Below are 24,474 nucleotides of genomic sequence, written 5' to 3'. Positions count from 1 at the left end.
TATTTTTTGCCGGTTTAATTAGGAAGTTAATATGCAACGACGTGATTTTATTAAATTAAGCGCTGTTATAGGTGTCTCCGGTATGTTACCTGTATGGAGCCGTTTCTCCTTTGCTGAATCTTATCCGGCACTCCCCATCCCTCCACAGGTAGAACCAGATGCGTCAGGTAAAATTGCTATTGAAATCAAAGCAGGGCAATCCCGTTTTAGAGCGGGGTCGGTGACTAAAACCTGGGGTTATAACGGTGATTTACTTGGCCCGGCACTGAAATTAACTTCAGGTAAACCTGTTACTATTGATATTCGTAATCATCTGCCGGAAGAGACGACTGTTCACTGGCACGGCTTGGAAATTACTGGGGAGGCTGATGGTGGTCCACATGCGATGATTGCACCAGGTGGGAGTCGAACCGTGAGTTTTACCCTTGAGCAACCGGAAGCAACTTGCTGGTTCCATCCGCATATACATGGTAAGACGGGTTATCAGGTGGCAATGGGGCTTGGTGGATTAGTACTGATTGAAGATGAGAACAGTATTAAAATAGGTTTGCCAAACCAATGGGGTGTGGATGATATCCCGGTGATTTTGCAGGATAAACGCTTGAATAAAGAGGGCCGGATTGATTATCAACTGGATGTGATGAGCGCCGCTGTTGGTTGGTTTGGCGATATGATGCTGACCAATGGCGTTGTTTTACCCCAGCATATTGCGCCACGCGGTTGGTTACGTCTGCGTTTGCTGAATGGTTGTAATGCCCGCAGCCTGAATATCGCTGCCAGTGATGGCCGAGAATTGTATGTTGTTGCCAGTGATGGTGGCTTACTAGCGGAGCCGGTTGCGGTTAATGAGTTACCAATTTTGGCAGGAGAACGTTTTGAAGTATTGGTAGAGACTTCGGATGGAAAACCTTTCGATCTGGTGACGTTACCGGTGGTTCAGATGGGAATGACATTACCGCCGTTCGATCAGCCATTGCCAGTTTTGCGCATTCAACCTCAGCTTTTTTCCAGCCGCACAATACTGTCGGAGCAGCTTGTTGCTCTTCCTGTCTTGCCTTCCTTAAAGGACTTGAATAGACGCAATTTGCATCTGGAGATGGATAGTCGCCTGGATATGCAGGGGATGATGCAATTGTCTCAGCGCTATGGCGAACAAGCTATGGCAGGTATGGGAATGCATCATGGGAATATGAACCACGGAGATATGCATCATGGCGGTGAATTCAATTTCCATCATGCGAACACGATTAACGGATTGGCTTTCTCCATGACAGAACCTGCTTTTGATGTTAAACAGGGGCAATATGAGCATTGGGTGATTTCGGGTGTTGGCGATATGATGCTGCATCCGTTCCATATCCACGGTACCCGTTTCCGCATTTTGCGTGAAAATGGCCGCAAACCTGTCGCTCATCGTAGTGGTTGGAAGGACATTGTTCATGTGGAAGGTAAGGAGAGCGAAGTGTTGGTTCAGTTCAATCATACGGCGGGAGCTAAACATCCATTTATGGCGCACTGTCATCTGCTGGAACATGAAGATACCGGTATGATGTTGGGTTTTACTGTTAGCAAATAATCTTGTTAACATTGTCTCTGGGTCTCTGGTTTGGCTTTATCGTATTTTGTCGGTCATGGTGGTGGTCGGCATCAATGGAACATCACAAAGCGTTGTACAGTGATTGCTGTAGGCACTAAAATAGACGCAGATTAAATGAAGGTGTTGAGATGCTTAATGTAAGGTTTGACTCAGAAAAGGCTGTAGAGGCTATTCTGTATGTTGCCTCTGTAGCGCCAATTCCTGATATTTATCATGTGGGTAAATTTCTGTATTTTGCTGATAGGTTCCATTTAGAACATTATGGACGGCTTATTACCGGTGATAACTATCTTGCGATGAAAGATGGACCTGTCGCAGAAAATGCTTATGATATTATAAAGATAGCCAGAGGTGATGGACGTTTTATCCCGAATGGGTGTGACGTTGATGTTATTCGGTCATCTCTGTCAGTAGAAGGCAGTAATGGAAATTATCAAGTACGTGCTTTACGTAATTTCGATGAAGATGTATTCAGTGATTCAGATATTGATTGCATAAATGAAGCAATTGAGAAGTATGGGAATCTTTCTTTTAAAGAAATACGTGATATTAGTCACGATAGCATTTTTTAGGGCAGATTTTTTAGCCCGGCAGAGTTTGGCTATAGGAGATGTTCTTTATCTTCACTGTCCTTTTACAACGCCGCCAAAGTTAAAATATCTGTTGGTTTGCTGCTGTGAGCCGCTGCTTGTTCTGATAATTAATTCTAAAATCAGCCAATTTATCCAATGATTTTCACCGCGCTTTATCATGATTATTATTTTTAAAAACAATTGGTTATATTTATAATGAAACACACTGTAGAAGTTATGATCTCCGAACAGGAGGTTAAGCAACGTATCGCTGAGTTGGGAAAACAGATCACTGAACACTATCGTGACAGTGGCAGCGAACTGGTTATGGTCGGGTTATTGAGAGGTTCATTTATTTTTATGGCTGATTTGTGCCGTGAAATTCAGGTTCCTCATGAAGTGGATTTTATGACGGCTTCCAGTTATGGCGGCGGTATGAATTCCACCCGCGATGTGAAAATCCTTAAAGATCTGGATGAAGATATTTGTGGCAAACATGTGCTGATTGTGGAAGACATTATTGATTCAGGTAATACTCTGAATAAAGTGCGTGAAATTCTGGCGCTGCGTGAGCCAAAATCACTGGCAATTTGTACTTTGCTTGATAAACCTTCCCGCCGTGAAGTTGATGTTCCGGTTGAGTGGATTGGTTACTCAATTGAAGATAAATTTGTTGTGGGTTATGGTATTGATTACGCGCAGCATTATCGCCATTTGCCTTATATCGGCCATGTGATCTTGTTGGAAGAGTAATTTTTACCGAATCTGAAAACGGTAGCTTTCGGGCTGCCGTTTTTGTTTCGTGATGCAGGAATGATATATAGGGCTGCGCTCCTATCTGCATTTCGGCGTGGCACTTAATATGGCTTCCAGTCGTAGAACCATATCAGCAGATATCCCTGGTTAATAGCAGAATTTATTCCAATATTCTGGACGCCATGGCTAAAATTTCATTAACTACAAACGTCGGTGCTTCTTCAATTTTTCTTGCTTGTCTTGCATTTAGATCGATGGAACGAATGCCATTCACTAATAGAACTCCTTGAGTCTGTGTTCCAGTGCCCATCAATGTCACGGCAAAACCTGCAAACCTAACATAATTTCCTCCTTGTGTTATAGGAATAATAATTGTTAAACCTAATTTGTTAAAATTGCATGGACTTATTACTAAGCATGGCCTTTTGTCACCTTGCAGCTCTTGACCAGCGATTGGGTTTAAGCAAGCCTCAACAATATCCCCTCGTTGAAATATTGCCATTACACTTCATTCCCTACAGGTTTACTGGTATCCCATTCTTTTAAGATTTCAGGCATTGGTGCTTCTGAGTCACATAGAGCAAGTAGATCGGCTAATTTGTATAAACTTTCGTTTAATTACGCTATATACCTTATGGATTTCAAGATGGATCACGACGGCAAGGGAGCGAATCCTCGGGAACATAGCAAACTATGTGACTGGTGGGAGTAGGCGCAGCCAGCAAAGAGGTAACTTGAAAGATGACGGGTATATTACATTTGTATTAGCGAAAGCTGATGTAACCCTCTATACCTAATGGGAATTCTCTCCGCTAGAAATGTGATTACAATGGCGTTACAATTGTGTATTATTTAGTTCACCTATAGCATAAGGAGGTTTGAAATGAACGTAATAAGTGAGAACCGTAAAAATAAAACACTCAACTTGAGGATCAGGCAGGAGGATCGAGATTTAATAGATAGAGCAGCAAAAGTGAAAGGGAAAACTGTTACTGAATATGTCCTTGATACAATCAAACGTGATGCTGAAAACACTTTATTGGAACATTCATTTATGATTGTATCTCCAGAAATTTTTAATGCTTTTATTGCTAAACTTGATGCTCCGGCTGTTCCAAATGAGAGTCTTATCAAAACGGCAAATATGAAAAAACCGTGGTGATAAAATGATTAACGATCCAACCTTATTAACAGATGATCACAATTTAAATAATTTTACTTCAGGAGTTGACACCCTAGACAACTGGTTAACAGACAGAGCATTAAAAAATCAAAAAGAGAATGCCTCGCGAACCTATGTTATAAGCGAAGACAGAGATGTTATTGCCTATTATTCGTTGGCGACCGGCTCAATCATGTCAGAAGAGGCGATAAGCAAATTTAAGCGTAATATGCCAAATCCCATTCCGGTGATTATTTTGGGCCGTTTAGCTGTTGATAAGCGTTATCAAGGAGGAGGGTTTGGGCGTTATTTAGTCAGAGATACCTCCATACGTGTCGCTCAAGCGGCAGATTTGGTGGGTGTTAGGGGGTTGATTGTTCATGCTATCTCGGAGAATGCTAAGGCGTTTTATAAGTCTGTGGGTTTTAGTGATTCGCTTTTAAATCCAATGACGCTAATGATCACGCTAAAGGATTTAAAAACGGTTTTTAAAATAACAGATTAATACCACTTAGCAAAAACTGTTATAAACCCTCCATTCTAATTTGGATAATATTAATATAATATATAAACTGAAAATATTTTATTTTGATAAATTTATAATTATTTTTTTGATTATTTTATTCTTATTGCCATATGTATAAACTCGAAGAATAAAAATAGTTATCTAATAAAATAAAAATCTGTATAAATCTTCGTTGAATTACGCTGTAGAAGAGGTTAAATATAACCTTTTCTACAGCGTATTTTGTTAGTTATCTGAAAACTTACTTCTTATTCGTCAGCTTGGATACGGTTTGGCGATAGGCAAGTTCCAGTTTTTCACGACTGTCAGCCGTAACTTCAAGATCCTGCAATTGGCCATTATGGATACCGTAAACCCAGCCGTGGATCATCACTTTCTGTCCTCGTTTCCATGCTGCTTGCATAATAGTTGAGTGACCAAGATTGTAGACTTGTTCGACAACGTTGATTTCACACAGACGGTTCAGGCGCTCATTGGGCGGTAATTCACCCAGCATAGAGCTATGTTTATACCAGAGATCGCGGATATGCAGCAGCCAGTTGTTAATCAATCCCAGCTCGGTGCCGTCAATTGCGGCTTCGATACCACCACAGCCGTAATGGCCGCAGATAATAATATGTTCAACTTCCAGTACGTCTACTGCGTATTGAATGACAGAAAGACAATTTAAGTCAGTATGAATAACCAGGTTTGCCACATTTCTGTGAACAAATAAATCACCGGGAGCGGCATCAATCAGTTTTTCTGCTGGTACTCGGCTGTCTGAGCAACCAATCCATAAGAAATGGGGTTTCTGTGTTTTTGCTAATTCCTTGAAAAATTTTGGATTTTCTTCGTTAACCGATTCTGACCACTGCTTGTTATTGGCAAGCAACTCTTCTATTTTTTTCATCATGGTGAATAGCCTGATAGCGTTTATTTGAGATAGAATCATATACAACATCAATTGAAATTTTAATATTTTGTTGCTGTTTGTTTTTCAACTTTCTACTGTTTTTGCAAAGAAAACCAGGCAGGAAAGGCGCACTATATTTTCATATTGCACGCAAAAGCGGCCAGATAATAAAGGTGTTTTTTAATTTATGACCTATGCATTGGAATTAACGCAGCTTACCAAGACCTACGCTGGTGATGTTAAGGCGCTGCGAGGGATTGACCTGAATGTAGAAGCAGGAGATTTCTACGCGTTATTGGGTCCGAACGGTGCAGGGAAGTCCACCACAATCGGCATTATCAGTTCTCTGGTAAACAAAAGTAGCGGTAAGGTTAAGGTGTTTGGTTACGATATTGATACGGATATTGTAAATGCCAAACGTCAGTTAGGTCTTGTTCCGCAGGAGTTTAACTTTAACCCGTTTGAGACGGTGTTGCAGATTGTTCTCAATCAGGCGGGTTATTATGGTGTTCCGCGAAAAGTGGCTCAAGCTAGAGCGAAAACTTATCTGTCGCAATTAGATCTGTGGGAAAAACGCGATCAACGGGCGATCCACTTGTCTGGTGGAATGAAACGACGCCTGATGATTGTACGAGCTTTGATGCATCAGCCTAAATTATTAATCCTTGATGAACCGACAGCGGGCGTCGATATTGAACTTCGCCGTTCTATGTGGCGTTTTTTGAAGGAATTGAATGCACAGGGAACAACGATCATTCTGACTACCCACTATCTGGAAGAGGCAGAAATGCTGTGCCGTAATATTGGTATTATTCAGCATGGCGAGCTGGTGGAAAACACCAGTATGAAAAATTTACTCAGTCAGGTGGAGTCTGAAACATTTTTCTTCGATTTGGCGACGAAAAGCCCAGCGCCTGAACTTGCCGGATATAACTATCGGGTGATAGATACATCGACCTTGGAAGTCGATGTTCAGCGTGAACAGGGATTAAATGGTGTGTTTACCCAGTTAAATGCTCAGGGTATTCAGATCCCGAGTATGCGTAATAAAGCGAACCGTCTGGAAGAGTTGTTTGTCAGTTTGATGAACAACAAGCAAGGAGACCGTAAATGATTCAATTGTATTGGGTGGCGCTAAAAACGCTCTGGATTAAAGAAATTACCCGTTTTGGTCGTATTTGGGTACAGACTTTATTACCGCCGGTTATCACCATGTCACTCTATTTTATTATTTTCGGTAGTTTGATCGGTTCGCGGATTGGCAAAATGGGCGGTGTGGATTATATGCAGTTTATTGTCCCTGGCCTGATTATGATGGCGGTGATTACTAACTCTTATGCCAATGTTTCTTCTTCTTTCTTTGGGGCGAAATTCCAGCGCAGTATTGAGGAACTACTGGTAGCGCCGGTTCCGACACACATCGTTATTGCGGGTTTTGTGGGCGGCGGTGTTGCCCGTGGTGTTTGCGTTGGTATTCTGGTGACGCTGGTTTCTCTGTTTTTTGTTCAGCTTCATATTCATGCGTGGTGGATGATTGTTGTCACTTTGCTGATGACATCAATTCTGTTCTCGCTGGGTGGTTTGCTGAATTCGATTTTCGCTAAGACATTTGATGATATCAGCATTATTCCGACCTTCGTATTAACGCCTCTGACTTATCTTGGCGGGGTGTTTTATTCGCTGACATTATTACCGCCGTTTTGGCAAGTTGTTTCCAAATTGAACCCGATCGTTTATATGATTAGTGGTTTCCGTTATGGTTTTCTGGGAATTACTGACGTTTCTTTAACAATAACGTTGGGTGTTTTGACTGCGTTTATTGCGGTTTTTTATTTTGTCGCTTGGTATTTGATTGAAACAGGGCGGGGATTGAGGACTTAATTTTAGATGATTTTGTGATTAAGTGGTGGTGATGGGTAGGGGAAGTTTATTTATAGTGTCTTCACAACCTACCCATTATTGATCATGTGGTTTGTATTCAGGCCACTTGAACCGGAACGGCTTTGGCAATGCGGCTCATAATATTGTCACCGTCAAAGTAAGCCATATTAGGCTTATGATGACGGGCATCTTCGTCAGAAATTTGTATATATGAGCAGATAATTAGCTTGTGGCCTACCGCAGCACGGTGAGCGGCTGCTCCGTTGACTGAAATGATTCTGGAACCACGTTCAGCGGCAATAGCATAAGTGGAAAAACGTTCGCCGTTATCCACGTTATAGATATCAATGGCTTCATATTCCAGAATACCGGCTGCATCCATAAAGTTCTGATCAATTGCACAGGAACCTTCATAATGCAGATCTGCCTGAGTGACTTTCACTCGGTGCAATTTCCCTTGTAGCATAGTGCGCAACATGATTTCCTCCTGATTTGATGACAACTTAGAACCTGTTATTTTATTTTTCTGCGTCAATAATGTCTGACAGAACAGACTATTATTGAGTTAAATCGACCTGCTGATTATCGATTAATCGGGTTTGCCCTAACCAGGCGGCCATTAGAATAACCGCGTTTTTACTTTCGGTATTCAACGGTGCTAGAGTTTCGGCATCACGGATAAACAACTCATCAGGCATAAAACCCGCTTCACGTAGCTGTTCGGAAGCTTGAGTGAGTAATTGTTCTATGTGGCGTTCACCCTGCGCCATTTTTTCAGCGATAGATTTCATGATTTTGCTGAGTTCTGGCGCAATTCTATGTTCATCGGCTGTTAAATTGCTATTACGCGAACTTAGCGCCAAACCATTTTTATCGCGTACCGTCGGCACTGAAACCAAAGTAATATCATAAGCCAGATCAGCAATCATTTTGCGGATAAGTTGTAATTGCTGAAAATCTTTCTCGCCAAAATAGGTTAAATCTGGTTGCACCAGATTGAACAGTTTGCTTACTACGGTTGAAACACCACGGAAATGACCAGGACGGCTGGCACCTTCCAGCATAGTAGAAAGTTCAGGAACTTCAACATACGTCTGATGTTCCATACCATTAGGGTATATTTCTTTATCGGAAGGGGCAAAGACTAGATCGACGCCATGTTGGTGAAGTTTCTCACAATCTTTTTGTAAGGTGCGCGGATATCTTGCCAGATCATCCTGACGATTAAACTGCATCGGGTTAACGAAGATACTGACAATGACAATATCTGCCTGCCCTTTGGCCTCATCAACTAACGTCATGTGACCATCGTGCAGGTTACCCATTGTTGGCACCAATGCAATGCGTTTCCCTTCCTGACGCCAGCGGCGGATTTCACGGCGTAGAATCGGTACTGTTTCGACAATCAGCATTGCTTAATACTCCTTAATATGTTCAAAGTCTTCGGGCTAACAAGGGTAATTTATTAATTGAATGAGTGTTCTTTATCAGGGTAGGCGCCACTTTCTACCTGCTCTTTATACAGGCGGATGGCATCACGCATATTTCCTGCTTCTTCAAGGAAGTTTTTCGCAAATTTAGGGGGTCTGGCGGTAATTCCCAGGGCGTCATGCATCACCAAAACTTGTCCGTCAGTCATATTACCGGCGCCAATACCAATCACTGGGATTTGTAGTTCATCGGTAATCCGTTTAGCTAATTCAGTAGGGACACACTCCAGTACCAGCAATTGTATGCCTGCTTGTTCCAGTGTAATCGCATCTTTTATCAGTTGATTAGCCGATTTTTCATCACGTCCCTGGACTTTATAACCCCCAAGAACATGAACAGACTGAGGCGTTAGTCCCAAATGAGCGCAAACAGGTACGGAACGTTCGGTAAGTATCTTAATGGTATCGTTCAACCAGCTGCCGCCCTCAATTTTCACCATGTTAGCTCCGGCACGCATAAGTTTGGCGGCGTTTTCACAACTCTGCTCCGGTGTGGCGTAACTCATGAAAGGCATATCAGCGATAAGGAAAGTATAGGGCGCACCAGCACGGACGCAACGAGTGTGGTAGACAATATCTTCGATTGTCACTGGAATGGTGGTATCAGCCCCTTGTAATGCCATACCCAGTGAGTCGCCAACCAGCATGACATTAATACCTTGCCCGGCAAATAGCTGGGCAAAGCTGGAGTCGTAAGCGGTAATTGTGGCGAATTTACGTTTTTCTTTTTTGAGCTGATTCAGATCAGCCATGGTGATGGGTTTCATTATCTATCTTCCTCCTGCAATTTTTCTTGTTATGTACAGAAATCGGCCACGGACTGAACTGAGATCCTTATCTGCAATGATTAGGATCTGAGGGCTGCCAGAGTGCCAGGCCGTTTTCCGGGGTATGTTTCAGTCTTTCAGATAAAGCTTCCCCATCAGGAAATACTAGGTCAGGGGCGATTTCAGCCAACGGGTAGAGCATGAATTCGCGCTGTTTCATTCCGTAATGGGGCACCGTTAAGCGTTCGGTATTAATCACCTGATCGCCAAATAGCATGATATCCAGATCAAGGGTCCTTGGCCCCCAGCGTTCATCTTTTCTTACCCGTCCCTGAGCCAGTTCAATCGCCTGAGTGTGATTGAGCAGCTCTTCCGGCGCCAGGGTGGTTTCCAGTGCTACCGCTATATTCAGAAAGTCAGGCTGATTTTGTGGCCCCATCGGTTTGGTTCGATACCATGAAGAGCTGGCAATAAACTCTGTTTCCGGTAAATCTTTTAATGCAGCAAGGGCATTTTTTACTTGCTGCACAGGTTCTGCCAGGTTGCTGCCGACAGCGATATAAACACGGGTCATGATGATCAGTTGTCCCTGCTCAGTCTTGGTTTATAGTGGCGGCGTGGTCGTGTACGACGACGGACAATATCGCTACCCAGCTCAGAAATCATATTCCGTTGTTGTGATGCATTGGCTTGCTGGAATTCTCCCCACCAATGAGCAAGGTCTTTTAGCTCATTGCGGCTTTCGACATTGGCACGCAGTTCCAGCAGATCATAGGCGGCACGGAATTTAGGGTGTTCCATCAGTTTGTTTGCCCGTCTACCATGGCGGCGCGGCAGACGCAACTGTAATTGCCAGATATCACGCATGATGGTTGTCAGGCGCTTAGGAATGGCGATAGAGTGGCATTGTTCGTCCAGAATATCATTCATCGCCAGGGCGAAGGAGTCGTAGTAAGTCAGACCGCTTTCCTGAGACAGCTTTTCTGCATGCTCAACCAACGGATACCAAAGCATAGCGGCGAACAGAAACGCTGGGTTAACCCGTTTATCATTTTGTAACCGATAGTCGGTATTCTTCAAAACCTGATTGAGCATACGTTCCATAGGCGAATCGTTATTTTCGGTGAAATAGCGTTGAACCAATGGGAATAGTGGTTGAAACAGGCGGTATTCGCGCAGAAGTTTATAAGTGCCGTAGCCTTGACCTGTTTGCAAAAGTTTTAACGACTCTTCAAACAGACGGGCTGGAGGAATATTACTCAGCAGAAAAGCCAGACGAGAAATAGGCTCGGCAGTATCTTCACTGATTGTCATATCCAGTTTGCTGGCGAAACGAACGGCACGCAGCATTCTGACCGGATCTTCCCGATAACGGGTTTCTGGATCGCCAATTAAACGGATAACACCCGTTTCCAGATCATTAAGGCCGCCGGCATAATCACGCAGAGAGAAATCGTTGATGCCGTAATAGAGACTGTTAATGGTGAAATCACGGCGCATAGCATCTTCTTCAATTGAACCGAAGATGTTATCCCGTAACAACATACCACTCTGAGCTTGTTGTGACTGATTTTTATCATCAGAATCAGTCTGTTCATGTGGTCCACGAAATGTTGCGACTTCAATGACTTCCGGGCCAAACATAATATGGGCTAAACGAAAGCGGCGTCCAACCAAACGGCAGTTGCGAAATAATTTACGAACTTGTTCTGGTGTTGCATTGGTTGCAATATCGAAATCTTTTGGTTGTGTGCCGAGGAGTAAGTCACGGACACCGCCGCCGACCAGATAAGCTTCAAAGCCGGATTTATTTAAACGGTAAAGCACTTTCAGGGCATTTTCACTGATATCTTTGCGGGAAATATTGTGCTGCTCCCGTGGAATTACCGTTATTGGTAAATCCAAATGAAGGTTCTCCTGTTCAACCTTCCTTTGTGTTTTCACGTTGGATGAGGGTTGAAGGGAAGTTTGGCGATTAGAATGAAGAGCTACATACTCTTCCTGAGTAGAATGGTCAGATACGGTGACTGGCCTTTCACTGGCTGCCTGTAGCTCGCGGTTAATTTTCCCTTCGCGGATCAATAAATTACGGCAGAAATTTGCTACTCGGTTAAAAATGGTACACCTCGATAAGTAACTAATCATATAAAACGAATAAAAAACAGCAGCTAATCATAGCCTACTGTGTATTTTTTGAGAATGGTTGTTATGACTAACCTTAACTTTATTCACGTTACTTGTATATTTTACTTTGCCGTGGAATTCGGTCTAGATCCCAACGTGCTGTTGCTTTTTCCAACAATTGATAGCGGGAAAGATCTTGCCAGTTTTTTATGACAGGCTGATTAAGGAAAAGTAATGCTTCAACCAATAACGGCCGGGGATCATCCAGTGGGATTGGCTGGGCATGATTCTGTTTGGAAAGTTTGTTGCCGTCCTTATTCAGAACCAGCGGCAGGTGAATGTAATCGGGTAGTCCGAGATTTAATTGCTGATACAGTGCAATCTGGCGGACAGTTGGCTCAATTAAATCAGCGCCTCTGACTACCTCAGTCACACCTTGGTAATCATCATCAATAACGACCACTAAATTATAGGCAAATAGGCCATCACGACGATGAATAATAAAATCTTCTTCAGCCATGGCTGGATCGGCGTTTAGGTATCCCTGCAACTTATCTTTAAAACCATAAACAGGGTTGTTTTGTTTTAACCGGATTGCTGCGTGGTTGACAGGCAGATTTAATTCACGGCAGTTTCTGTCATAAAAACCCTTAACTTGCTGAATACGTTGACGGGTACAGATGCAATAATAGCTTAAGCCCTGTTGTTGCAACTGATTAAGTATATGACGGTAAGCCTCATGGCGTTGAGATTGATAGAGAATCTCATCATCCCAATGTAACCCATAATGTTCAAGAGTGTGGAGAATACGGCTGGCGGCGCCGGGAACCTCTCTCGGTGGATCAATGTCGTCAATTCGTATCAGCCACTTTCCCTGACAAGCCCTGGCTTGCAAATAGCTGCCAATTGCGGTGATTAATGAACCAAAATGAAGATCACCAGAAGGTGAAGGGGCGAAACGCCCAATATAAGCGCGGGGACGTTCAGGTTTTATCATATAGGGATCAGCGAGGGTTGTTCGTACGGCGCCATTAAGGCGCCGTATAAAAACACCATTAATTAGCCTGCCATCTGCTTTTCACGGATTTCGGCTAGGGTTTTACAATCAATACACAAATCTGCGGTTGGACGGGCTTCCAAACGACGGATGCCTATCTCAACGCCACAGGATTCACAAAAACCAAAATCGTCGTCTTCGACTTTTTTCAGTGTTTTCTCGATCTTCTTAATCAATTTACGTTCACGATCACGGTTACGTAATTCAAGACTGAACTCTTCTTCCTGCGCTGCACGGTCAACTGGGTCTGGGAAGTTCGCTGCCTCATCTTGCATATGAGATACAGTACGATCTACTTCATCCCTGAGCTGATTGCGCCATGCTTCAAGAATTAGCTTGAAATGCGCCAACTGGGCATCGTTCATGTATTCTTCACCTGGCTTTTCTTGGTAAGGTTCTACCCCAGCGATGGCGAGAATGCTTAAGGACGAGGTTTTACGTTTTTGCCCTTCTTGCATAATACTTCTCCTAACACACGCACTATCAAACGAACCCCTAGCGGGGAAAAAAACAGGCCGCTATAAATAGCAGATGGAGCATGGGTTGGCAATTGTTCCTGCCATTAGTTTCACAATGGTGTGAAGACAAACGCAGTGAATGACTTTACACCCTGTACAACTTGACTGTAAATATTAGGTCAATCAATAAATTAACGACTTAGTACAAAAGTTAACTTATCGCCTAAAACCATCCCTTTTTCTGCAATGCTTGCTTGGTAACAGATAACTTCGACTCCAGAATTTCGCGCTTGTTCCAAAAGAGATGAATAATTATGGTCAATATGCGCAGCCGCCGCGACTTGCCTGATGCCAGAATGCAAAACTGCAAAAAATAAAACTGCTCTTTGTCCTTGTTCCGTTATGTGTTGTAGTTCCCGTAAGTGTTTCTGCCCGCGGGTAGTAACAGCATCGGGGAAATAGCCACAATTTTCCTGGAGAAGCGTCACGGATTTCACTTCGATATAGCAGTTAACTTGCTGTTCTGCCTGCAACAACAAATCTATCCGGCTGCTCTCTTCGCCATATTTTACTTCCCGGCTCATTTTTTTGTATTCAGAAAATTCTGAAATGGCATTTTGTTGAATCGCCTCGGCCACTAAATCGTTTGCTCTGAGCGTATTGACACAAATCCAGTGACCATCCTGCGTTTCTGTCAATTCCCAACTGTTGGGATATTTACGTTTTGGATTGTCAGATGTGGAGTACCAAACGGTATCTCCTGGCGTGGCGCAGCCAGTCATCGCACCCGTGTTGGCGCAGTGGATAGTCAGTGTTTCACCTTCCGGTGTCATGACATCAGCCAGGAAGCGCTTATAACGACGAATCAGGGTGGCGGATTGTAAGGGAGGATAGAATTCCATAAAAACTCCTTAATGACTGATGGCATAAGATTGAAGTAGGCAATGCTACAATGTTGGCCGCTGAAAGTTAACTTTCTTTAATGGAGTGTTTGTGTCTTTATTGCCTGTATATGAGGTCATTGAATCTGTCCTGAGTGCGCTGAAAAGCTCACCGCAGGTGCTGCTTCATGCGCCTACTGGCGCCGGGAAATCGACGGGTTTGCCACTGGAAATTCTGAAAAGAGCGGATTTTTCCGGACGTATTATTATATTAGAACCACGGCGGATTGCCGCTCGCAGCGTTGCCAATCGTCTTGCGGTTCAACTGAATGAAAATACCGGTCAGACCGTGGGTTATCGGATGCGCTCAGAAACCAAAGTGAGCACGGCTACCCGTCTTGAAGTGGTAACAGAAGGTATTTTAACCCGTATGTTACAGCAAGATCCGATGTTGGAAGGTGTTTCACTGGTGATTCTGGATGAATTCCATGGGCGCAGCTTACAGGCTGATTTAGCGCTGGCATTACTGCTGGATGTACAGGCGGGGTTGCGGGATGATCTGCGGATTTTGATCATGTCGGCTACGTTGGATAATCAGCGGCTCTCTTCTTTATTACCTGATGCGCCGGTGATTATTTCTGAAGGGCGTAGCTTTCCTGTCACCAGAAATTATCATCCTTTACCTGCTCACCAACCTTTTGAACAGAGTGTAGTCACTGTTGTATTACGGTTACTCCAGCAAGAGCAAGGTTCTGTACTGTTGTTTTTGCCGGGGAGTGGAGAAATTCAACGGATATTTGGACTGCTTAAAGGAAAAGTTTCTGCCGATACCGATCTTTGTCCGTTATATGGCGCTTTATCATTGGGTGAACAGCAAAAAGCGATCGAACCTTCACCGTTTGGACGCCGTAAAGTCGTTCTGGCGACTAACATTGCAGAAACCAGCCTGACGATTGAGGGTATCCGGTTGGTGGTTGATAGCGGTCTTGAACGTACAACGCGTTTTGAACCTAAAAATGGTTTGACCCGCCTGATGACTCAACGTATCAGTCAGGCTTCAATGACGCAACGGGCTGGCCGCGCAGGGCGGTTGGAAGCCGGAATTTGCTGGCATCTGTTTAGTCAGGAACAGGCAGAAAGAGCAGCAGAGCACAGTGAACCTGAAATCTTGAATACTGATCTCAGTAGCTTATGGCTCTCCTTATTGCAGTGGGGATGTCGTGACGCTTCCCAATTACAGTGGCTGGATACGCCTCCGGTGTCGTCGTTGGCGGTAGCCAAATCGCTGTTATTACAGTTAGGCGCGGTAAGCCATCACAATCAGTTGACGCCCAGGGGCAGAAAAATGGCGGAGTCTGGCAGTGAGCCACGCCTTGCCGCGATATTATGCGCCGGTTTGGAACAGGGAACCGATGCGTTGGCGACCGCCGCTATGCTAACAGCGATTCTGGAAGAACCGCCTCGTGATGGTCAGCCGGATATCACTTATTGGGTTGAACAGCGTCAGCCTCAGTGGTTACGGCGGGCAAAACAGTTGGTCAGAAATATGGGAGGGACTTTTGGAGAGGCTGCCAGTGGATCAGCTGCAATGTTATTGGTTCAGGGTTTCCCTGACAGAATAGCCAAAAACCGGGATAAGCATGGCCGTTTTCAATTGGCTAATGGTCTGGGTGCGATGATTGATTATGAAGAAAAGTTATCCGATGAATCCTGGCTGGTGGCGCCTTCGCTATTGCAAAATAGCAGGAATCCTGATGCCCGCATTCTGTTGGCTTGTCCGTTGGATATTGAACAATTGGTACAACAACAACCGGATTTATTCTGTGAACAAAATGTCGTTGAATGGGATGACAATAAAGGAACATTGCGGGCATGGAAACGGCTGCAATGTGGGAGCCTGGCAGTAAAAGCGCAACTATTGGCAAAACCTTCAGCTGAGCAATTACAACAGGCCCTGCTAAACTGGTTACGAAGTGAAGGATTACAAGCGCTGAATTGGTCGCCTGAGGCTATGCAATTATGCACCCGTATTCAATGTGCGGCTAAATGGCTGCCCGAAATACAGTGGCCTGCGGTAGATAATAATTCGTTGATGGATTCTCTTGATCATTGGTTAATGCCGTTTCTTATTGATGTGCGTGATTTGAAAGGTTTGAAACAGATTGATTTGTTGCCGGCACTGGCAGGTTTATTGGATTGGCGACAGCGCCAATGTCTGGATAATGAGCTGCCCATTTATTACACTGTTCCTACCGGCAGCCGGATAGCAATCAATTATTTCAGTGATAAGCCACCTGTATTATCAGTGCGGATGCAGGAAATGTATGGTGAGCAGCAAAGTCCATTGTTGGCAAAAGGGCGGGTAGCATTGGTGCTTGAATTATTATCGCCGGCCCAGCGGCCATTGCAGATCACGCAAGATTTGGCTGCTTTTTGGCAGGGAGCATATCGGGAAGTGCAAAAAGAAATGAAAGGGCGCTACCCAAAACATCTGTGGCCGGATGATCCGGCAAATACGGCGCCAACCCGGCGGGTAAAAAAATATTCGCAGTAGAAATTTAACAACTTTCTTGCAGGCGAATAAATTCATTAAAAAAGATATGAATACCCATTATTCAGCATTTGAATGGCTTTGGAGAATTTTGGAATGTCTGGTGAAGATCGTCGACCAATCGGACGTAAAGGCAAAAAACCGGTATCCCGTCGTGAACCGCCATCGAAAAAACGGCATTTGTTGGATGATGATTATGATGATGACGACTACGATGATGAAGAGGATCAACCCATGACAAAAAGAGGAACGTATTCCTGTCCACCTAAGAAAAAGCGGCGTTGGTTCTGGCTGTTATTCAAAATATTTATTGTTTTTGCTGTGTTGTTGGGGGGATATGGTGTTTATCTGGATGGCAAAATCCGTGACCGCATTGACGGCAAAGTCTGGGATCTGCCTGCGGCAGTTTATGGCCGGATGGTCAACCTTGAACCGGGCATGAACTACAGTAAAAAAGAGATGGTACATCTGCTGGAAGGAATGCAGTATCGTCAGGTGACGAAAATTACCCGTCCTGGGGAGTTTTCTGTCAGAGGCGAAACAATTGAAATGCTGCGCCGTCCATTTGATTTCCCTGACAGTAAAGAAGGGCAGATCCACGCGTTGTTGACTTTCAGTGATAACCGTTTGGCAGGGATAGAAAATATAGAAAACCAACGTCAATTTGGTTTCTTCCGTCTTGATCCTAAACTAATTACCATGTTGCAGTCACCCAATGGTGAGCAGCGGTTGTTTGTGCCGCGCTCAGGTTTCCCTGAGTTACTGGTCAATACCTTGCTGGCGACAGAAGACCGTCATTTCTATCAACATGATGGTATCAATATCCTTTCTATCGGGCGTGCGATGCTGGCTAACCTGACGGCGGGGCGTACCGTTCAGGGGGGAAGTACCCTGACGCAGCAATTGGTCAAAAACTTGTTCCTGACCAATGAACGAACATTGGTGCGTAAAGCGAATGAAGCTTACATGGCGGTTTTGATGGATTACCGCTATAGCAAAGATCGTATTCTCGAATTGTATCTGAACGAAGTTTATTTGGGGCAAAGTGGTGATGAACAGATTCGGGGATTTCCGTTGGCGAGCCTTTATTATTTTGGCCGTCCGGTGGATGAACTGAGTTTGGATCAGCAGGCGTTGCTGGTCGGTATGGTGAAAGGCGCTTCACTCTATAACCCGTGGCGTAATCCGAAACTGGCTCTTGAGCGCCGTAATGTGGTGCTTAAGCTTTTGCAAAATCAGCAAATTATTGATGAGGACCTGTATAAACTACTGAGCGCTCGTCCACTGGGGGTAAAACCGAAAAGTGGCGTCATCACGCCACAACCTGCGTTTATGCAGCTGGTTCGTCAGGAATTGCAGGATAAGCTGGGTGATAAAGTGAATGATTTATCTGGCGTAAAAATCTTTACGACTCTTGATCCAGTATCTCAGGATGCGGCTGAAAACGCAGTGGAAGAGGGAATTGCTAACCTGAGAAAAACCCGCAAAATCGCTGATCTTGAAGGGGCAATGGTGGTTGTCGATCGTATTAGTGGTGAAATCAGGGCGATGGTCGGTGGTTCTCAACCGCAGTATGCCGGATTTAACCGAGCGATGATGGCACGTCGCTCAATTGGTTCGCTGGCCAAACCTTCTACTTATCTGGCGGCGCTGAGTGAACCTGATCAGTATCGATTAAATACCTGGCTGGCGGATGAACCCCTTTCCGTGAAACAGCCGAACAGTAAGGTTTGGGAGCCGAGAAACTATGATCGCCGCTTCCGTGGACGAGTCATGTTGGTGGATGGACTGGCTAGCTCACTGAATATTCCGACGGTAAATCTTGGAATGGCTGTTGGCCTTGATCATGTAAGCAACACACTGATCCGGCTTGGTGTTCCGGCAGATGTTATCCAGCAGGTTCCGGCGATGTTACTGGGTTCTCTCAGCTTGACGCCGCTGGAAGTGGCTCAGGAATATCAGACGATGACCAGTGGCGGCAACCGCGCAACGCTTTCTGCGTTACGTTCTGTCATTGCAGAAGATGGCACTGTGATATATCAGAGTTACCCGCAGGCTGAACGGGCTGTACCGGCTCAGGCGGCTTACCTGACGCTGTATGGTATGCAGCAGGTTGTGGCGAATGGGACTTCCCGTTCACTGGCGGGTAAATTTGGCCGTTATAATCTGGCAGGTAAAACCGGTACAACCAATGATCTGCGTGATAGCTGGTTTGCCGGGATTGATGGCAAAGAAGTGGTGATTTCATGGGTTGGCCGGGATAACAACGATCCGACTAATCTGACCGGCGCCACTGGCGCGTTAAATGTGTATCGCCGTTATTTGGAAAATCAGACACCGCTGGTGCTGAACAACATTCCGCCGGAGGGAATTGTCGATATGGCGGTTAATCAGGATGGCAGCTTTAATTGTAGCGGTGGCAGTGGCTGGAGAACATTGCCTGTCTGGACTTATGATCCACAGAGTCTGTGTCAGCAAGCAGCAACATCAGAGCCTGTTCAGCAACAAGAACAAGCGCCGGGCTGGTTGCGGGAGATGTTTGGTCAATGATTAACATCTGATTCAGATTAATGACAAGGTGCTGATCTTTTGGTCAGCACTTTATTTTTGCATATCTATTAAGTGTCTTGTTGACCCTTTCTTCATCCATTGCGTTTTTTCTAACATTCGACCCTGAATGAAGCTGGCTTATTCTGGTTAATCTGGGGAAAAGAAGGTCACCAGGTACAATATCAGGGAATGCGCCAAAAAGTGGGGGAGGTCGCGGATAAACTGATTTTTCGTATAGAAAATACCCGGGTCCGACAATGGATTTGTAGGCTCTCAGGCAGACAGCAAAAACAGGGAAAATGAGAGAATGCTCTGGCTCTTCTTGCGGGATTATCTGCCCTCTTAAACACACTCACGTTGCTATCGGAATATCTACCTGAAGAACTGACCCGATTAGCGGCGGGCATATTAGGTCAGTTCGAAGATGTGTAGATACCTATGCTTTAGAGGGTGTCGCAAAAGGCGTGTATTACCTGTTAAGATCTGCGTACTTCTTTTAAGCGCAGATCTTTTATGACCTTATTCATTCGAAAATGGGAACCTTCCCTTCATATCGGACGTCAATTTGTCAAAGCTCAGCACTTACCTGTATTGGATGGCTCCCTTTCCCTTTCTGATTATCTCAGGCAAATGGGAGAGCGTAGCGCATTTATTGTTGCTGACATTCTTGATGAGCAAGATTGGGCCCCCTTTGAACGCCATTATGCTTCGACAGGGAGAGCCCCTTATTTTCCACGCGCAATGATAGGGATCCTGTTTTATGGGATTATGAAAGGACACTGCTCGCTCAGAGAACTTGAACGACTTGCGCGTTTAGATTTAGGCTGTATTTTTGTCAGTCAGGGAATTACGCCCGATTATGCCAGTCTTGGGCGTTTTATTTATCAGCACCAATCCGTCCTGACGGGACAGTGATAGAGGCGGCCTGTTCTCATTACCACCTTTTAACTCAGTAAGCGATTTCACGTGAAAAAAATACCCTCACGGTCCCCCTGCCACAGTGCAGACAGAAAAACGCATGAAGCAATTGGAACAGGGAACCAAAGTATTACGGCACCGACAAGAAAATCGCGAAAAAAAGGGGAAGGATGTCAGCCAACTGCGTATTTGGACTATACTGCTCAATGTTGATCTAACTTCTGAAACAGGCCACTTTTTACCTTCTAAAAACAAAAGATAGGCTTAGAGCTATTTTTAAGACTAGTCACAAAGATAAGAAGGTAGAAGTGTGGTGTAACCAAAGCACAGTCTGTGTAAAACGCTATAGACAAAAATCGACATTGTTTAGCAGATGTTTGAACCGAATATAACCGCCTCTCAATGTGTCACTAGACTGTATGGCATCAACGCCAATCTGCTGCTCAGGTGGTATAAGTATCAGAATTGCAGCCTGATGGCCGCAAAAGAGGTTGTTTTAGCATCTGATGAGCATCGGCTATTAAGCAGTTCCAAGCGATTCGTGAATATGATACCCAAGCCAGACAATGCAACAACACGACAAAACCTGGTGGGAACATTACAACGAAACCCACGGCACAACACCCGGGTACGGTTTACCACGGGAGTACAGATGCTAGCAGGAATTGCTAATGTAAGAGCTAAAAAGTGATCTTATAATGCGGGGCCAAGAACAACTATACGGCAAAAGGGGAACAGTATGCAGCCAACATGGACAGCGGTCGACAATTATCTTAAGCAACATCTAGTGAAACCTGATGTTTTCTTGCAGCAAACACTGGCTTTCAATATTGATTATGGACTACCTCCCCACGATGTATCCCCTCTTCAAGGCCAGTTTTTGGGATTAATGGTGCAGATTTCCGGAGCAAAACAGATTCTGGAGATCGGCACCCTAGGAGGGTTCAGTACTCAATTTATGGCAAGAGCTTTACCAGAGGACGGCAAGTTAATCTCACTAGAAAAAAATGCCACTTCAGCCGATATTGCTAGACAAAATATCAAGCGCAGCCATCTGGAAGATAAAGTGACCATTATTGTAGGGGATGCTGCGGATACGCTGCCGACCATGGAAGCATGGGTACCGTTTGATATGATTTTTATTGATGCCGATAAACAAAACAGCCTGCTGTATCTAGACTGGGCGATGAAACTGAGTCGTCTGGGAAGTTTGATCATTATGGATAACATTGTACGTGGTGGCACGATTATTGATGAGCAACGAGATCCCCACGCAGAGGGTATTCGCCAGGCGCTGAATGCAATCAAAAATAACGATCACCTGAGTGCTACAGCGTTTCAGACAGTAGGAGAAAAGGGGTGGGATGGTTTTGCTCTACTGCGTGTGACTAAGGTACCTACATAGTTAAGAAGTTAATCCCCAGAGAGGGATTCCTGTTGTCGTAAAGAGTCCTTATCAAGGTCTTAAGATGTAAATTCAGACTCAGTTTTTGGAATCTGAAGGTACAGGCAATCAATCCAGCTCATCACAGAATGCTTTTGACAAGTATTAAAGCCGCAGAAATGACTGCTGGAGGTATCCCCCAGTGGTGAAGCAAAATTGATACAGTATGTGGCTGAATATAATTTCAATCGTGATTATCTGCAAGGTGCAGCACAAGGCCCATGGGTGGAAGAAGTTTTGGTTAGCTATCTGTTGAAATCCAACTGTCTGATTACCCATCAACCTGATTGGAGATCTATCCAAATTCGCTACAAAGGGCCAAAAATCAATTGGGAAGCGTTGTTATGTTACCTGATATCATTCTGGCATCATAATGAATTTCACGAGCAATGTGTTGAGCGTATTTTCAATGATTGACAACAGTTATGTGCTCCAGAAAAGCTCTCAGTCTATGCACGTTATATCCGACGCGGAGGATTAGATACCAATCCGTGGCGCACAAATAAGGAAGACTTTGTTCCAACAACAGGCAGACTGGTACGTCAATAAATCACCATGCTTTTCGCGGGAAGCCCCTTTTTTCAGGCATAGGTATCCACACATTTATTGAAATTAATGATATTACTCTTCAATATGCATTCAATTTCCCTATCTCCGGGCTTGATGCCCGGATTAACCGCCGATACCCGATACGGATTAAACAACATATGACTACCTTCAGACCTGCTCTCCTGTGCGATTAAAGATATCGTCAGCGCTCAGAAAACATCATTTGCGACGACACGGGCTGTCTGGTGCTTTCTCAATAATGACCGCATCCATATCAGGGAATGCGCCAAAAAGTGGGGGAGGTCGCGGATAAACTGACTTTTCGTATAGAAAATACCCGGGTCCGACAATGGATTTGCAGGCTCTCAGGCAGACAGCAAAAACAGGGAAAATGAGAGAATGTTCTGGCTCTTCTTGCGGGATTATCTGTCCTCTTAAACACACTCATGCTGCTATCGGAATATCCACCTGAAGAACTGACCCGATTAGCGGCGGGCATATTAGGTCAGTTCGAAGATGTGTAGATACCTATGCCTTTAGGAAGGGGAGGGTGTCACGACTCTGTATTTACAATACTTGTTGCTTCAGGAATCTCAATTAATTTTCCTGACTTCACATCATAGATGTACCCATATATGGAAATATTTGCGGGAACAAGGGGGTGATTACGAATACGATGAATATCTTCAATTAAGCTATTAACTTGATTGTCAATGGTAAGCCATTTGATATATTTTCCCTCAGGTGAGCCGGCGCTGGTGCCGACCTCTTTAAATCCCTCATCCGTCATGATTACACTTTCCAGGCTGCTTTCCAGTAGATCGCCCATGATATTGTCTGTAAAAAGCTCCATCCCACAATGAGTATGATGAATGACAAACAACTCTTTTGTTCCGAAAAGTTTGTAAGAAATGATAAGTGAACGAATGGCATCATCACTGGCTCTTCCGCCCGCGTTACGAATAATATGGGCATCACCTTCAGATAAACCTGCAAATTTTGCCGGGTCTAACCTGGCATCCATACAAGTTAATATGGCAAATCGTCTGACAGCAGGTAAACCAAGGTTTTTTTTATCATCACTAAAAGTTGCTGCATAGGCAATATTAGCATCACTTATTTCTTTGATAACGTTGCTCATCCTCTCTCCTTCATATTTTCTGGTTTAGTAAATTGTGATGTAAAACAAAATCATAGAAAGAAAACTCAACTTCTTAATAAAGCTAGAATATCCACTCAATAAATGAATATGAGTCTGAAAACACGGAATTCATAAATAAAATTTATGTAAAATATATACTCGTATCCTTTGTACTGGTCAAATGAAACAGGGTGTTTTTTTGAAGGGCAACGGATTTATAACTTACCGTTAAATCGATAGCTTTATAGCATCATGTTTGGTCTATATCTTGATATGTATCAATATTTGTCATATGCTTTGATATATACCAATCAATGTCAGGAGGTTTTATGGGACATGTAGCTAAGTTGTTTATGAATGGGAGGAGTCAAGCGGTGCGTTTGCCAGCAGCTTATCGGTTTGATTCTGATGAGGTTTTTATTCGGAAGGACCCTGAGACCGGAGATGTAATACTGTCCCGTAAGCCACACGATTGGGATGGTTTTTTTGCAGCATTAAAGGGTACAAATATCCCTGACGATTTTCTGGGCAAAGAAGAACGGCGTCAGCAAGAGCAATCTCGTGATCCGTTCGAGGGATGGGAAGAATGAAGCGTTATATGCTTGATACAAATGTGATAGGGCATTTAATCAGAGAGCACCATTCAGTTGTACAGCATGTTTTATCTGTACCGATGTCATCACTCTGTATTTCAGCTATCACAGAAGGTGAATTATTGTTCGGATTGGCGCGTCGTCCAGAAGCAAAGCGGCTTCATACGGCAGTAAGAGAATTTCTCCGGCGTGTTGATGTCTTACCTTGGGATAGTTCTATTGCCGAGTGTTATGGTACGGTCAGAGCTGAGATGGAGAGACAAGGCAGAATATTAGCGCCGCTTGATTTACTCATTGCGGTGCACGCAATAAATATGAAGATGGTGCTGATTACAAATGATCATGCTTTTCAATATGTACAAGGATTACATATTGAAGATTGGACTGTTTAGCAGAATAAATCCGGCAGTTGCCTAACATTAAGCCTTGATGTGACTCTTCCAACAGGTAAGCGCGTAGTTTTTTACCTTTAAGGAAGAAAGTCCGCAGAGCGGGCTTTCTTCAGATTGATTATTCACAAAGTGCTGTTTTTTATCCGGTACTTTGTTTTAATGAACCTCGG

General features: G+C 44.2%; 24 protein-coding genes and 1 pseudogene. 14 read left to right on the top strand and 11 right to left on the bottom strand.

Annotated features, from left to right (window positions below; all coding sequences use genetic code 11):
* Nucleotides 1–31: 31 nt before the first annotated feature.
* The 3 genes from cueO (at nt 32) to hpt (ending at nt 2,922) form a co-directional block, all read left to right on the top strand.
* Nucleotides 32–1,576 (top strand): multicopper oxidase CueO, encoded by a 1,545-nt coding sequence (cueO, locus tag ABR397_RS07830; RefSeq protein WP_350305236.1) that lies wholly within the window; start codon nt 32–34, stop codon nt 1,574–1,576.
* A gap of 149 nt (nt 1,577–1,725) precedes the next feature.
* Entirely contained in the window at nt 1,726–2,169 is a 444-nt protein-coding gene (locus ABR397_RS07825) for a Panacea domain-containing protein (protein WP_350305235.1), read from the top strand.
* A gap of 216 nt (nt 2,170–2,385) precedes the next feature.
* Nucleotides 2,386–2,922: a hypoxanthine phosphoribosyltransferase gene (hpt, locus tag ABR397_RS07820; protein WP_350305234.1), complete on the top strand. Its 537-nt coding sequence runs from the start codon at nt 2,386–2,388 to the stop codon at nt 2,920–2,922.
* A 163-nt stretch (nt 2,923–3,085) separates the two neighbouring features.
* Here the strand turns inward: hpt and ABR397_RS07815 are convergent, their stop codons facing one another.
* A complete protein-coding gene (locus ABR397_RS07815; protein WP_350305233.1) occupies nt 3,086–3,427 on the bottom strand; it encodes a type II toxin-antitoxin system ChpB family toxin in 342 nt (113 codons plus the stop codon).
* A 381-nt stretch (nt 3,428–3,808) separates the two neighbouring features.
* Between ABR397_RS07815 and ABR397_RS07810 the strand changes: the two genes are divergently transcribed.
* Entirely contained in the window at nt 3,809–4,087 is a 279-nt protein-coding gene (locus ABR397_RS07810; RefSeq protein ID WP_350305232.1) for a type II toxin-antitoxin system TacA family antitoxin, read from the top strand.
* Between the two features lie 4 nt (nt 4,088–4,091).
* A complete protein-coding gene (locus ABR397_RS07805) occupies nt 4,092–4,592 on the top strand; it encodes a GNAT family N-acetyltransferase (protein WP_350305231.1) in 501 nt (166 codons plus the stop codon).
* 262 nt (nt 4,593–4,854) lie between these two features.
* Here ABR397_RS07805 and can read toward each other — a convergent pair whose 3' ends face one another.
* Nucleotides 4,855–5,508: a carbonate dehydratase gene (gene can, locus ABR397_RS07800; protein WP_023044123.1), complete on the bottom strand. Its 654-nt coding sequence runs from the start codon at nt 5,506–5,508 to the stop codon at nt 4,855–4,857.
* Between the two features lie 187 nt (nt 5,509–5,695).
* Here can and ABR397_RS07795 point away from each other — a divergent pair, with 187 nt between their 5' ends.
* Entirely contained in the window at nt 5,696–6,622 is a 927-nt protein-coding gene (locus ABR397_RS07795) for an ABC transporter ATP-binding protein (RefSeq protein ID WP_350305230.1), read from the top strand.
* Complete coding sequence (locus tag ABR397_RS07790; protein WP_350305229.1) at nt 6,619–7,389, top strand: ABC transporter permease; 771 nt, start codon at nt 6,619–6,621, stop codon at nt 7,387–7,389. Before ABR397_RS07795 ends, ABR397_RS07790 begins: the two co-directional genes overlap by 4 nt.
* A gap of 97 nt (nt 7,390–7,486) precedes the next feature.
* Here the strand turns inward: ABR397_RS07790 and panD are convergent, their stop codons facing one another.
* The 8 genes from panD to sfsA form a co-directional block, all read right to left on the bottom strand.
* Nucleotides 7,487–7,867: an aspartate 1-decarboxylase gene (panD, locus tag ABR397_RS07785; RefSeq protein WP_132354121.1), complete on the bottom strand. Its 381-nt coding sequence runs from the start codon at nt 7,865–7,867 to the stop codon at nt 7,487–7,489.
* A 79-nt stretch (nt 7,868–7,946) separates the two neighbouring features.
* Complete coding sequence (gene panC / locus ABR397_RS07780) at nt 7,947–8,801, bottom strand: pantoate--beta-alanine ligase (protein ID WP_350305228.1); 855 nt, start codon at nt 8,799–8,801, stop codon at nt 7,947–7,949.
* Nucleotides 8,802–8,854: 53 nt separating this feature from the next.
* Complete coding sequence (panB, locus tag ABR397_RS07775; protein ID WP_350305227.1) at nt 8,855–9,646, bottom strand: 3-methyl-2-oxobutanoate hydroxymethyltransferase; 792 nt, start codon at nt 9,644–9,646, stop codon at nt 8,855–8,857.
* Between the two features lie 67 nt (nt 9,647–9,713).
* Nucleotides 9,714–10,220, bottom strand: a complete 507-nt coding sequence (folK, locus tag ABR397_RS07770) for a 2-amino-4-hydroxy-6-hydroxymethyldihydropteridine diphosphokinase (RefSeq protein ID WP_350305226.1) — start codon at nt 10,218–10,220, stop codon at nt 9,714–9,716.
* 5 nt (nt 10,221–10,225) lie between these two features.
* Complete coding sequence (gene pcnB / locus ABR397_RS07765; protein WP_350305225.1) at nt 10,226–11,728, bottom strand: polynucleotide adenylyltransferase PcnB; 1,503 nt, start codon at nt 11,726–11,728, stop codon at nt 10,226–10,228.
* A gap of 151 nt (nt 11,729–11,879) precedes the next feature.
* Nucleotides 11,880–12,767 (bottom strand): tRNA glutamyl-Q(34) synthetase GluQRS, encoded by an 888-nt coding sequence (gene gluQRS / locus ABR397_RS07760; protein WP_350305224.1) that lies wholly within the window; start codon nt 12,765–12,767, stop codon nt 11,880–11,882.
* A 62-nt stretch (nt 12,768–12,829) separates the two neighbouring features.
* On the bottom strand, nt 12,830–13,285 hold the full coding sequence (dksA, locus tag ABR397_RS07755) for an RNA polymerase-binding protein DksA (RefSeq protein WP_036840254.1): 456 nt from the start codon (nt 13,283–13,285) through the stop codon (nt 12,830–12,832).
* Nucleotides 13,286–13,476: 191 nt separating this feature from the next.
* The gene (gene sfsA, locus ABR397_RS07750; protein WP_350305223.1) at nt 13,477–14,187 is read right to left on the bottom strand and encodes a DNA/RNA nuclease SfsA; all 711 of its coding nucleotides are present in this window, start codon (nt 14,185–14,187) and stop codon (nt 13,477–13,479) included.
* Between the two features lie 91 nt (nt 14,188–14,278).
* Here sfsA and hrpB point away from each other — a divergent pair, with 91 nt between their 5' ends.
* The 5 genes and pseudogenes from hrpB to queF form a co-directional block, all read left to right on the top strand.
* Entirely contained in the window at nt 14,279–16,720 is a 2,442-nt protein-coding gene (gene hrpB, locus ABR397_RS07745; RefSeq protein ID WP_350305222.1) for an ATP-dependent helicase HrpB, read from the top strand.
* A 93-nt stretch (nt 16,721–16,813) separates the two neighbouring features.
* The gene (gene mrcB / locus ABR397_RS07740; RefSeq protein ID WP_350305221.1) at nt 16,814–19,267 is read left to right on the top strand and encodes a bifunctional glycosyl transferase/transpeptidase; all 2,454 of its coding nucleotides are present in this window, start codon (nt 16,814–16,816) and stop codon (nt 19,265–19,267) included.
* Nucleotides 19,268–19,780: 513 nt separating this feature from the next.
* On the top strand, nt 19,781–20,182 hold the full coding sequence (locus ABR397_RS07735; RefSeq protein ID WP_350305220.1) for a transposase: 402 nt from the start codon (nt 19,781–19,783) through the stop codon (nt 20,180–20,182).
* A 742-nt stretch (nt 20,183–20,924) separates the two neighbouring features.
* Nucleotides 20,925–21,590 carry an O-methyltransferase gene (locus ABR397_RS07730; protein ID WP_350305219.1) on the top strand — a complete coding sequence of 222 codons (666 nt, stop codon included), beginning with the start codon at nt 20,925–20,927 and terminating at the stop codon, nt 21,588–21,590.
* Between the two features lie 222 nt (nt 21,591–21,812).
* A pseudogene (gene queF, locus ABR397_RS07725) lies at nt 21,813–22,178 on the top strand (NADPH-dependent 7-cyano-7-deazaguanine reductase QueF); the annotation flags it as partial.
* Between the two features lie 553 nt (nt 22,179–22,731).
* Here the strand turns inward: queF and ABR397_RS07720 are convergent.
* Nucleotides 22,732–23,319 carry a beta-class carbonic anhydrase gene (locus ABR397_RS07720; protein ID WP_350305218.1) on the bottom strand — a complete coding sequence of 196 codons (588 nt, stop codon included), beginning with the start codon at nt 23,317–23,319 and terminating at the stop codon, nt 22,732–22,734.
* Nucleotides 23,320–23,648: 329 nt separating this feature from the next.
* Here ABR397_RS07720 and ABR397_RS07715 point away from each other — a divergent pair, with 329 nt between their 5' ends.
* Both ABR397_RS07715 and ABR397_RS07710 read left to right on the top strand, forming a co-directional pair.
* Nucleotides 23,649–23,909 carry an antitoxin gene (locus ABR397_RS07715; protein ID WP_350305217.1) on the top strand — a complete coding sequence of 87 codons (261 nt, stop codon included), beginning with the start codon at nt 23,649–23,651 and terminating at the stop codon, nt 23,907–23,909.
* Nucleotides 23,906–24,304, top strand: coding sequence for a type II toxin-antitoxin system VapC family toxin (locus ABR397_RS07710; RefSeq protein ID WP_350305216.1), 399 nt, complete (start codon nt 23,906–23,908; stop codon nt 24,302–24,304). The genes ABR397_RS07715 and ABR397_RS07710 overlap by 4 nt, the downstream gene beginning before the upstream one ends.
* Nucleotides 24,305–24,474 lie beyond the last annotated feature (170 nt).

Origin of the sequence: Photorhabdus viridis, from assembly GCF_040256935.1 — a bacterium.
In the GTDB taxonomy this organism is placed as follows: domain Bacteria; phylum Pseudomonadota; class Gammaproteobacteria; order Enterobacterales; family Enterobacteriaceae; genus Photorhabdus; species Photorhabdus viridis.
The sequence above is the reverse complement of the archived record's forward strand: the minus strand, read 5'-3'. Positions and strand labels throughout refer to the sequence as shown.

Excerpts from the sequence above, each read along its gene's own strand:
- ABR397_RS07805 (WP_350305231.1), top strand. The coding sequence starts at position 4,092 with ATGATTAACGATCCAACCTTATTAACAGATGATCACAATTTAAATAAT.
- ABR397_RS07730 (WP_350305219.1), top strand. The coding sequence starts at position 20,925 with ATGCAGCCAACATGGACAGCGGTCGACAATTATCTTAAGCAACATCTA.
- ABR397_RS07735 (WP_350305220.1), top strand. The coding sequence starts at position 19,781 with ATGACCTTATTCATTCGAAAATGGGAACCTTCCCTTCATATCGGACGT.
- panD (WP_132354121.1), bottom strand. The coding sequence starts at position 7,867 with ATGTTGCGCACTATGCTACAAGGGAAATTGCACCGAGTGAAAGTCACT.
- ABR397_RS07815 (WP_350305233.1), bottom strand. The coding sequence starts at position 3,427 with ATGGCAATATTTCAACGAGGGGATATTGTTGAGGCTTGCTTAAACCCA.
- panB (WP_350305227.1), bottom strand. The coding sequence starts at position 9,646 with ATGAAACCCATCACCATGGCTGATCTGAATCAGCTCAAAAAAGAAAAA.
- ABR397_RS07795 (WP_350305230.1), top strand. The coding sequence starts at position 5,696 with ATGACCTATGCATTGGAATTAACGCAGCTTACCAAGACCTACGCTGGT.
- ABR397_RS07810 (WP_350305232.1), top strand. The coding sequence starts at position 3,809 with ATGAACGTAATAAGTGAGAACCGTAAAAATAAAACACTCAACTTGAGG.
- gluQRS (WP_350305224.1), bottom strand. The coding sequence starts at position 12,767 with ATGATAAAACCTGAACGTCCCCGCGCTTATATTGGGCGTTTCGCCCCT.
- ABR397_RS07790 (WP_350305229.1), top strand. The coding sequence starts at position 6,619 with ATGATTCAATTGTATTGGGTGGCGCTAAAAACGCTCTGGATTAAAGAA.
- can (WP_023044123.1), bottom strand. The coding sequence starts at position 5,508 with ATGATGAAAAAAATAGAAGAGTTGCTTGCCAATAACAAGCAGTGGTCA.
- ABR397_RS07710 (WP_350305216.1), top strand. The coding sequence starts at position 23,906 with ATGAAGCGTTATATGCTTGATACAAATGTGATAGGGCATTTAATCAGA.
- panC (WP_350305228.1), bottom strand. The coding sequence starts at position 8,801 with ATGCTGATTGTCGAAACAGTACCGATTCTACGCCGTGAAATCCGCCGC.
- ABR397_RS07715 (WP_350305217.1), top strand. The coding sequence starts at position 23,649 with ATGGGACATGTAGCTAAGTTGTTTATGAATGGGAGGAGTCAAGCGGTG.
- cueO (WP_350305236.1), top strand. The coding sequence starts at position 32 with ATGCAACGACGTGATTTTATTAAATTAAGCGCTGTTATAGGTGTCTCC.
- mrcB (WP_350305221.1), top strand. The coding sequence starts at position 16,814 with ATGTCTGGTGAAGATCGTCGACCAATCGGACGTAAAGGCAAAAAACCG.
- dksA (WP_036840254.1), bottom strand. The coding sequence starts at position 13,285 with ATGCAAGAAGGGCAAAAACGTAAAACCTCGTCCTTAAGCATTCTCGCC.
- sfsA (WP_350305223.1), bottom strand. The coding sequence starts at position 14,187 with ATGGAATTCTATCCTCCCTTACAATCCGCCACCCTGATTCGTCGTTAT.
- ABR397_RS07825 (WP_350305235.1), top strand. The coding sequence starts at position 1,726 with ATGCTTAATGTAAGGTTTGACTCAGAAAAGGCTGTAGAGGCTATTCTG.
- ABR397_RS07720 (WP_350305218.1), bottom strand. The coding sequence starts at position 23,319 with ATGAGCAACGTTATCAAAGAAATAAGTGATGCTAATATTGCCTATGCA.
- folK (WP_350305226.1), bottom strand. The coding sequence starts at position 10,220 with ATGACCCGTGTTTATATCGCTGTCGGCAGCAACCTGGCAGAACCTGTG.
- hpt (WP_350305234.1), top strand. The coding sequence starts at position 2,386 with ATGAAACACACTGTAGAAGTTATGATCTCCGAACAGGAGGTTAAGCAA.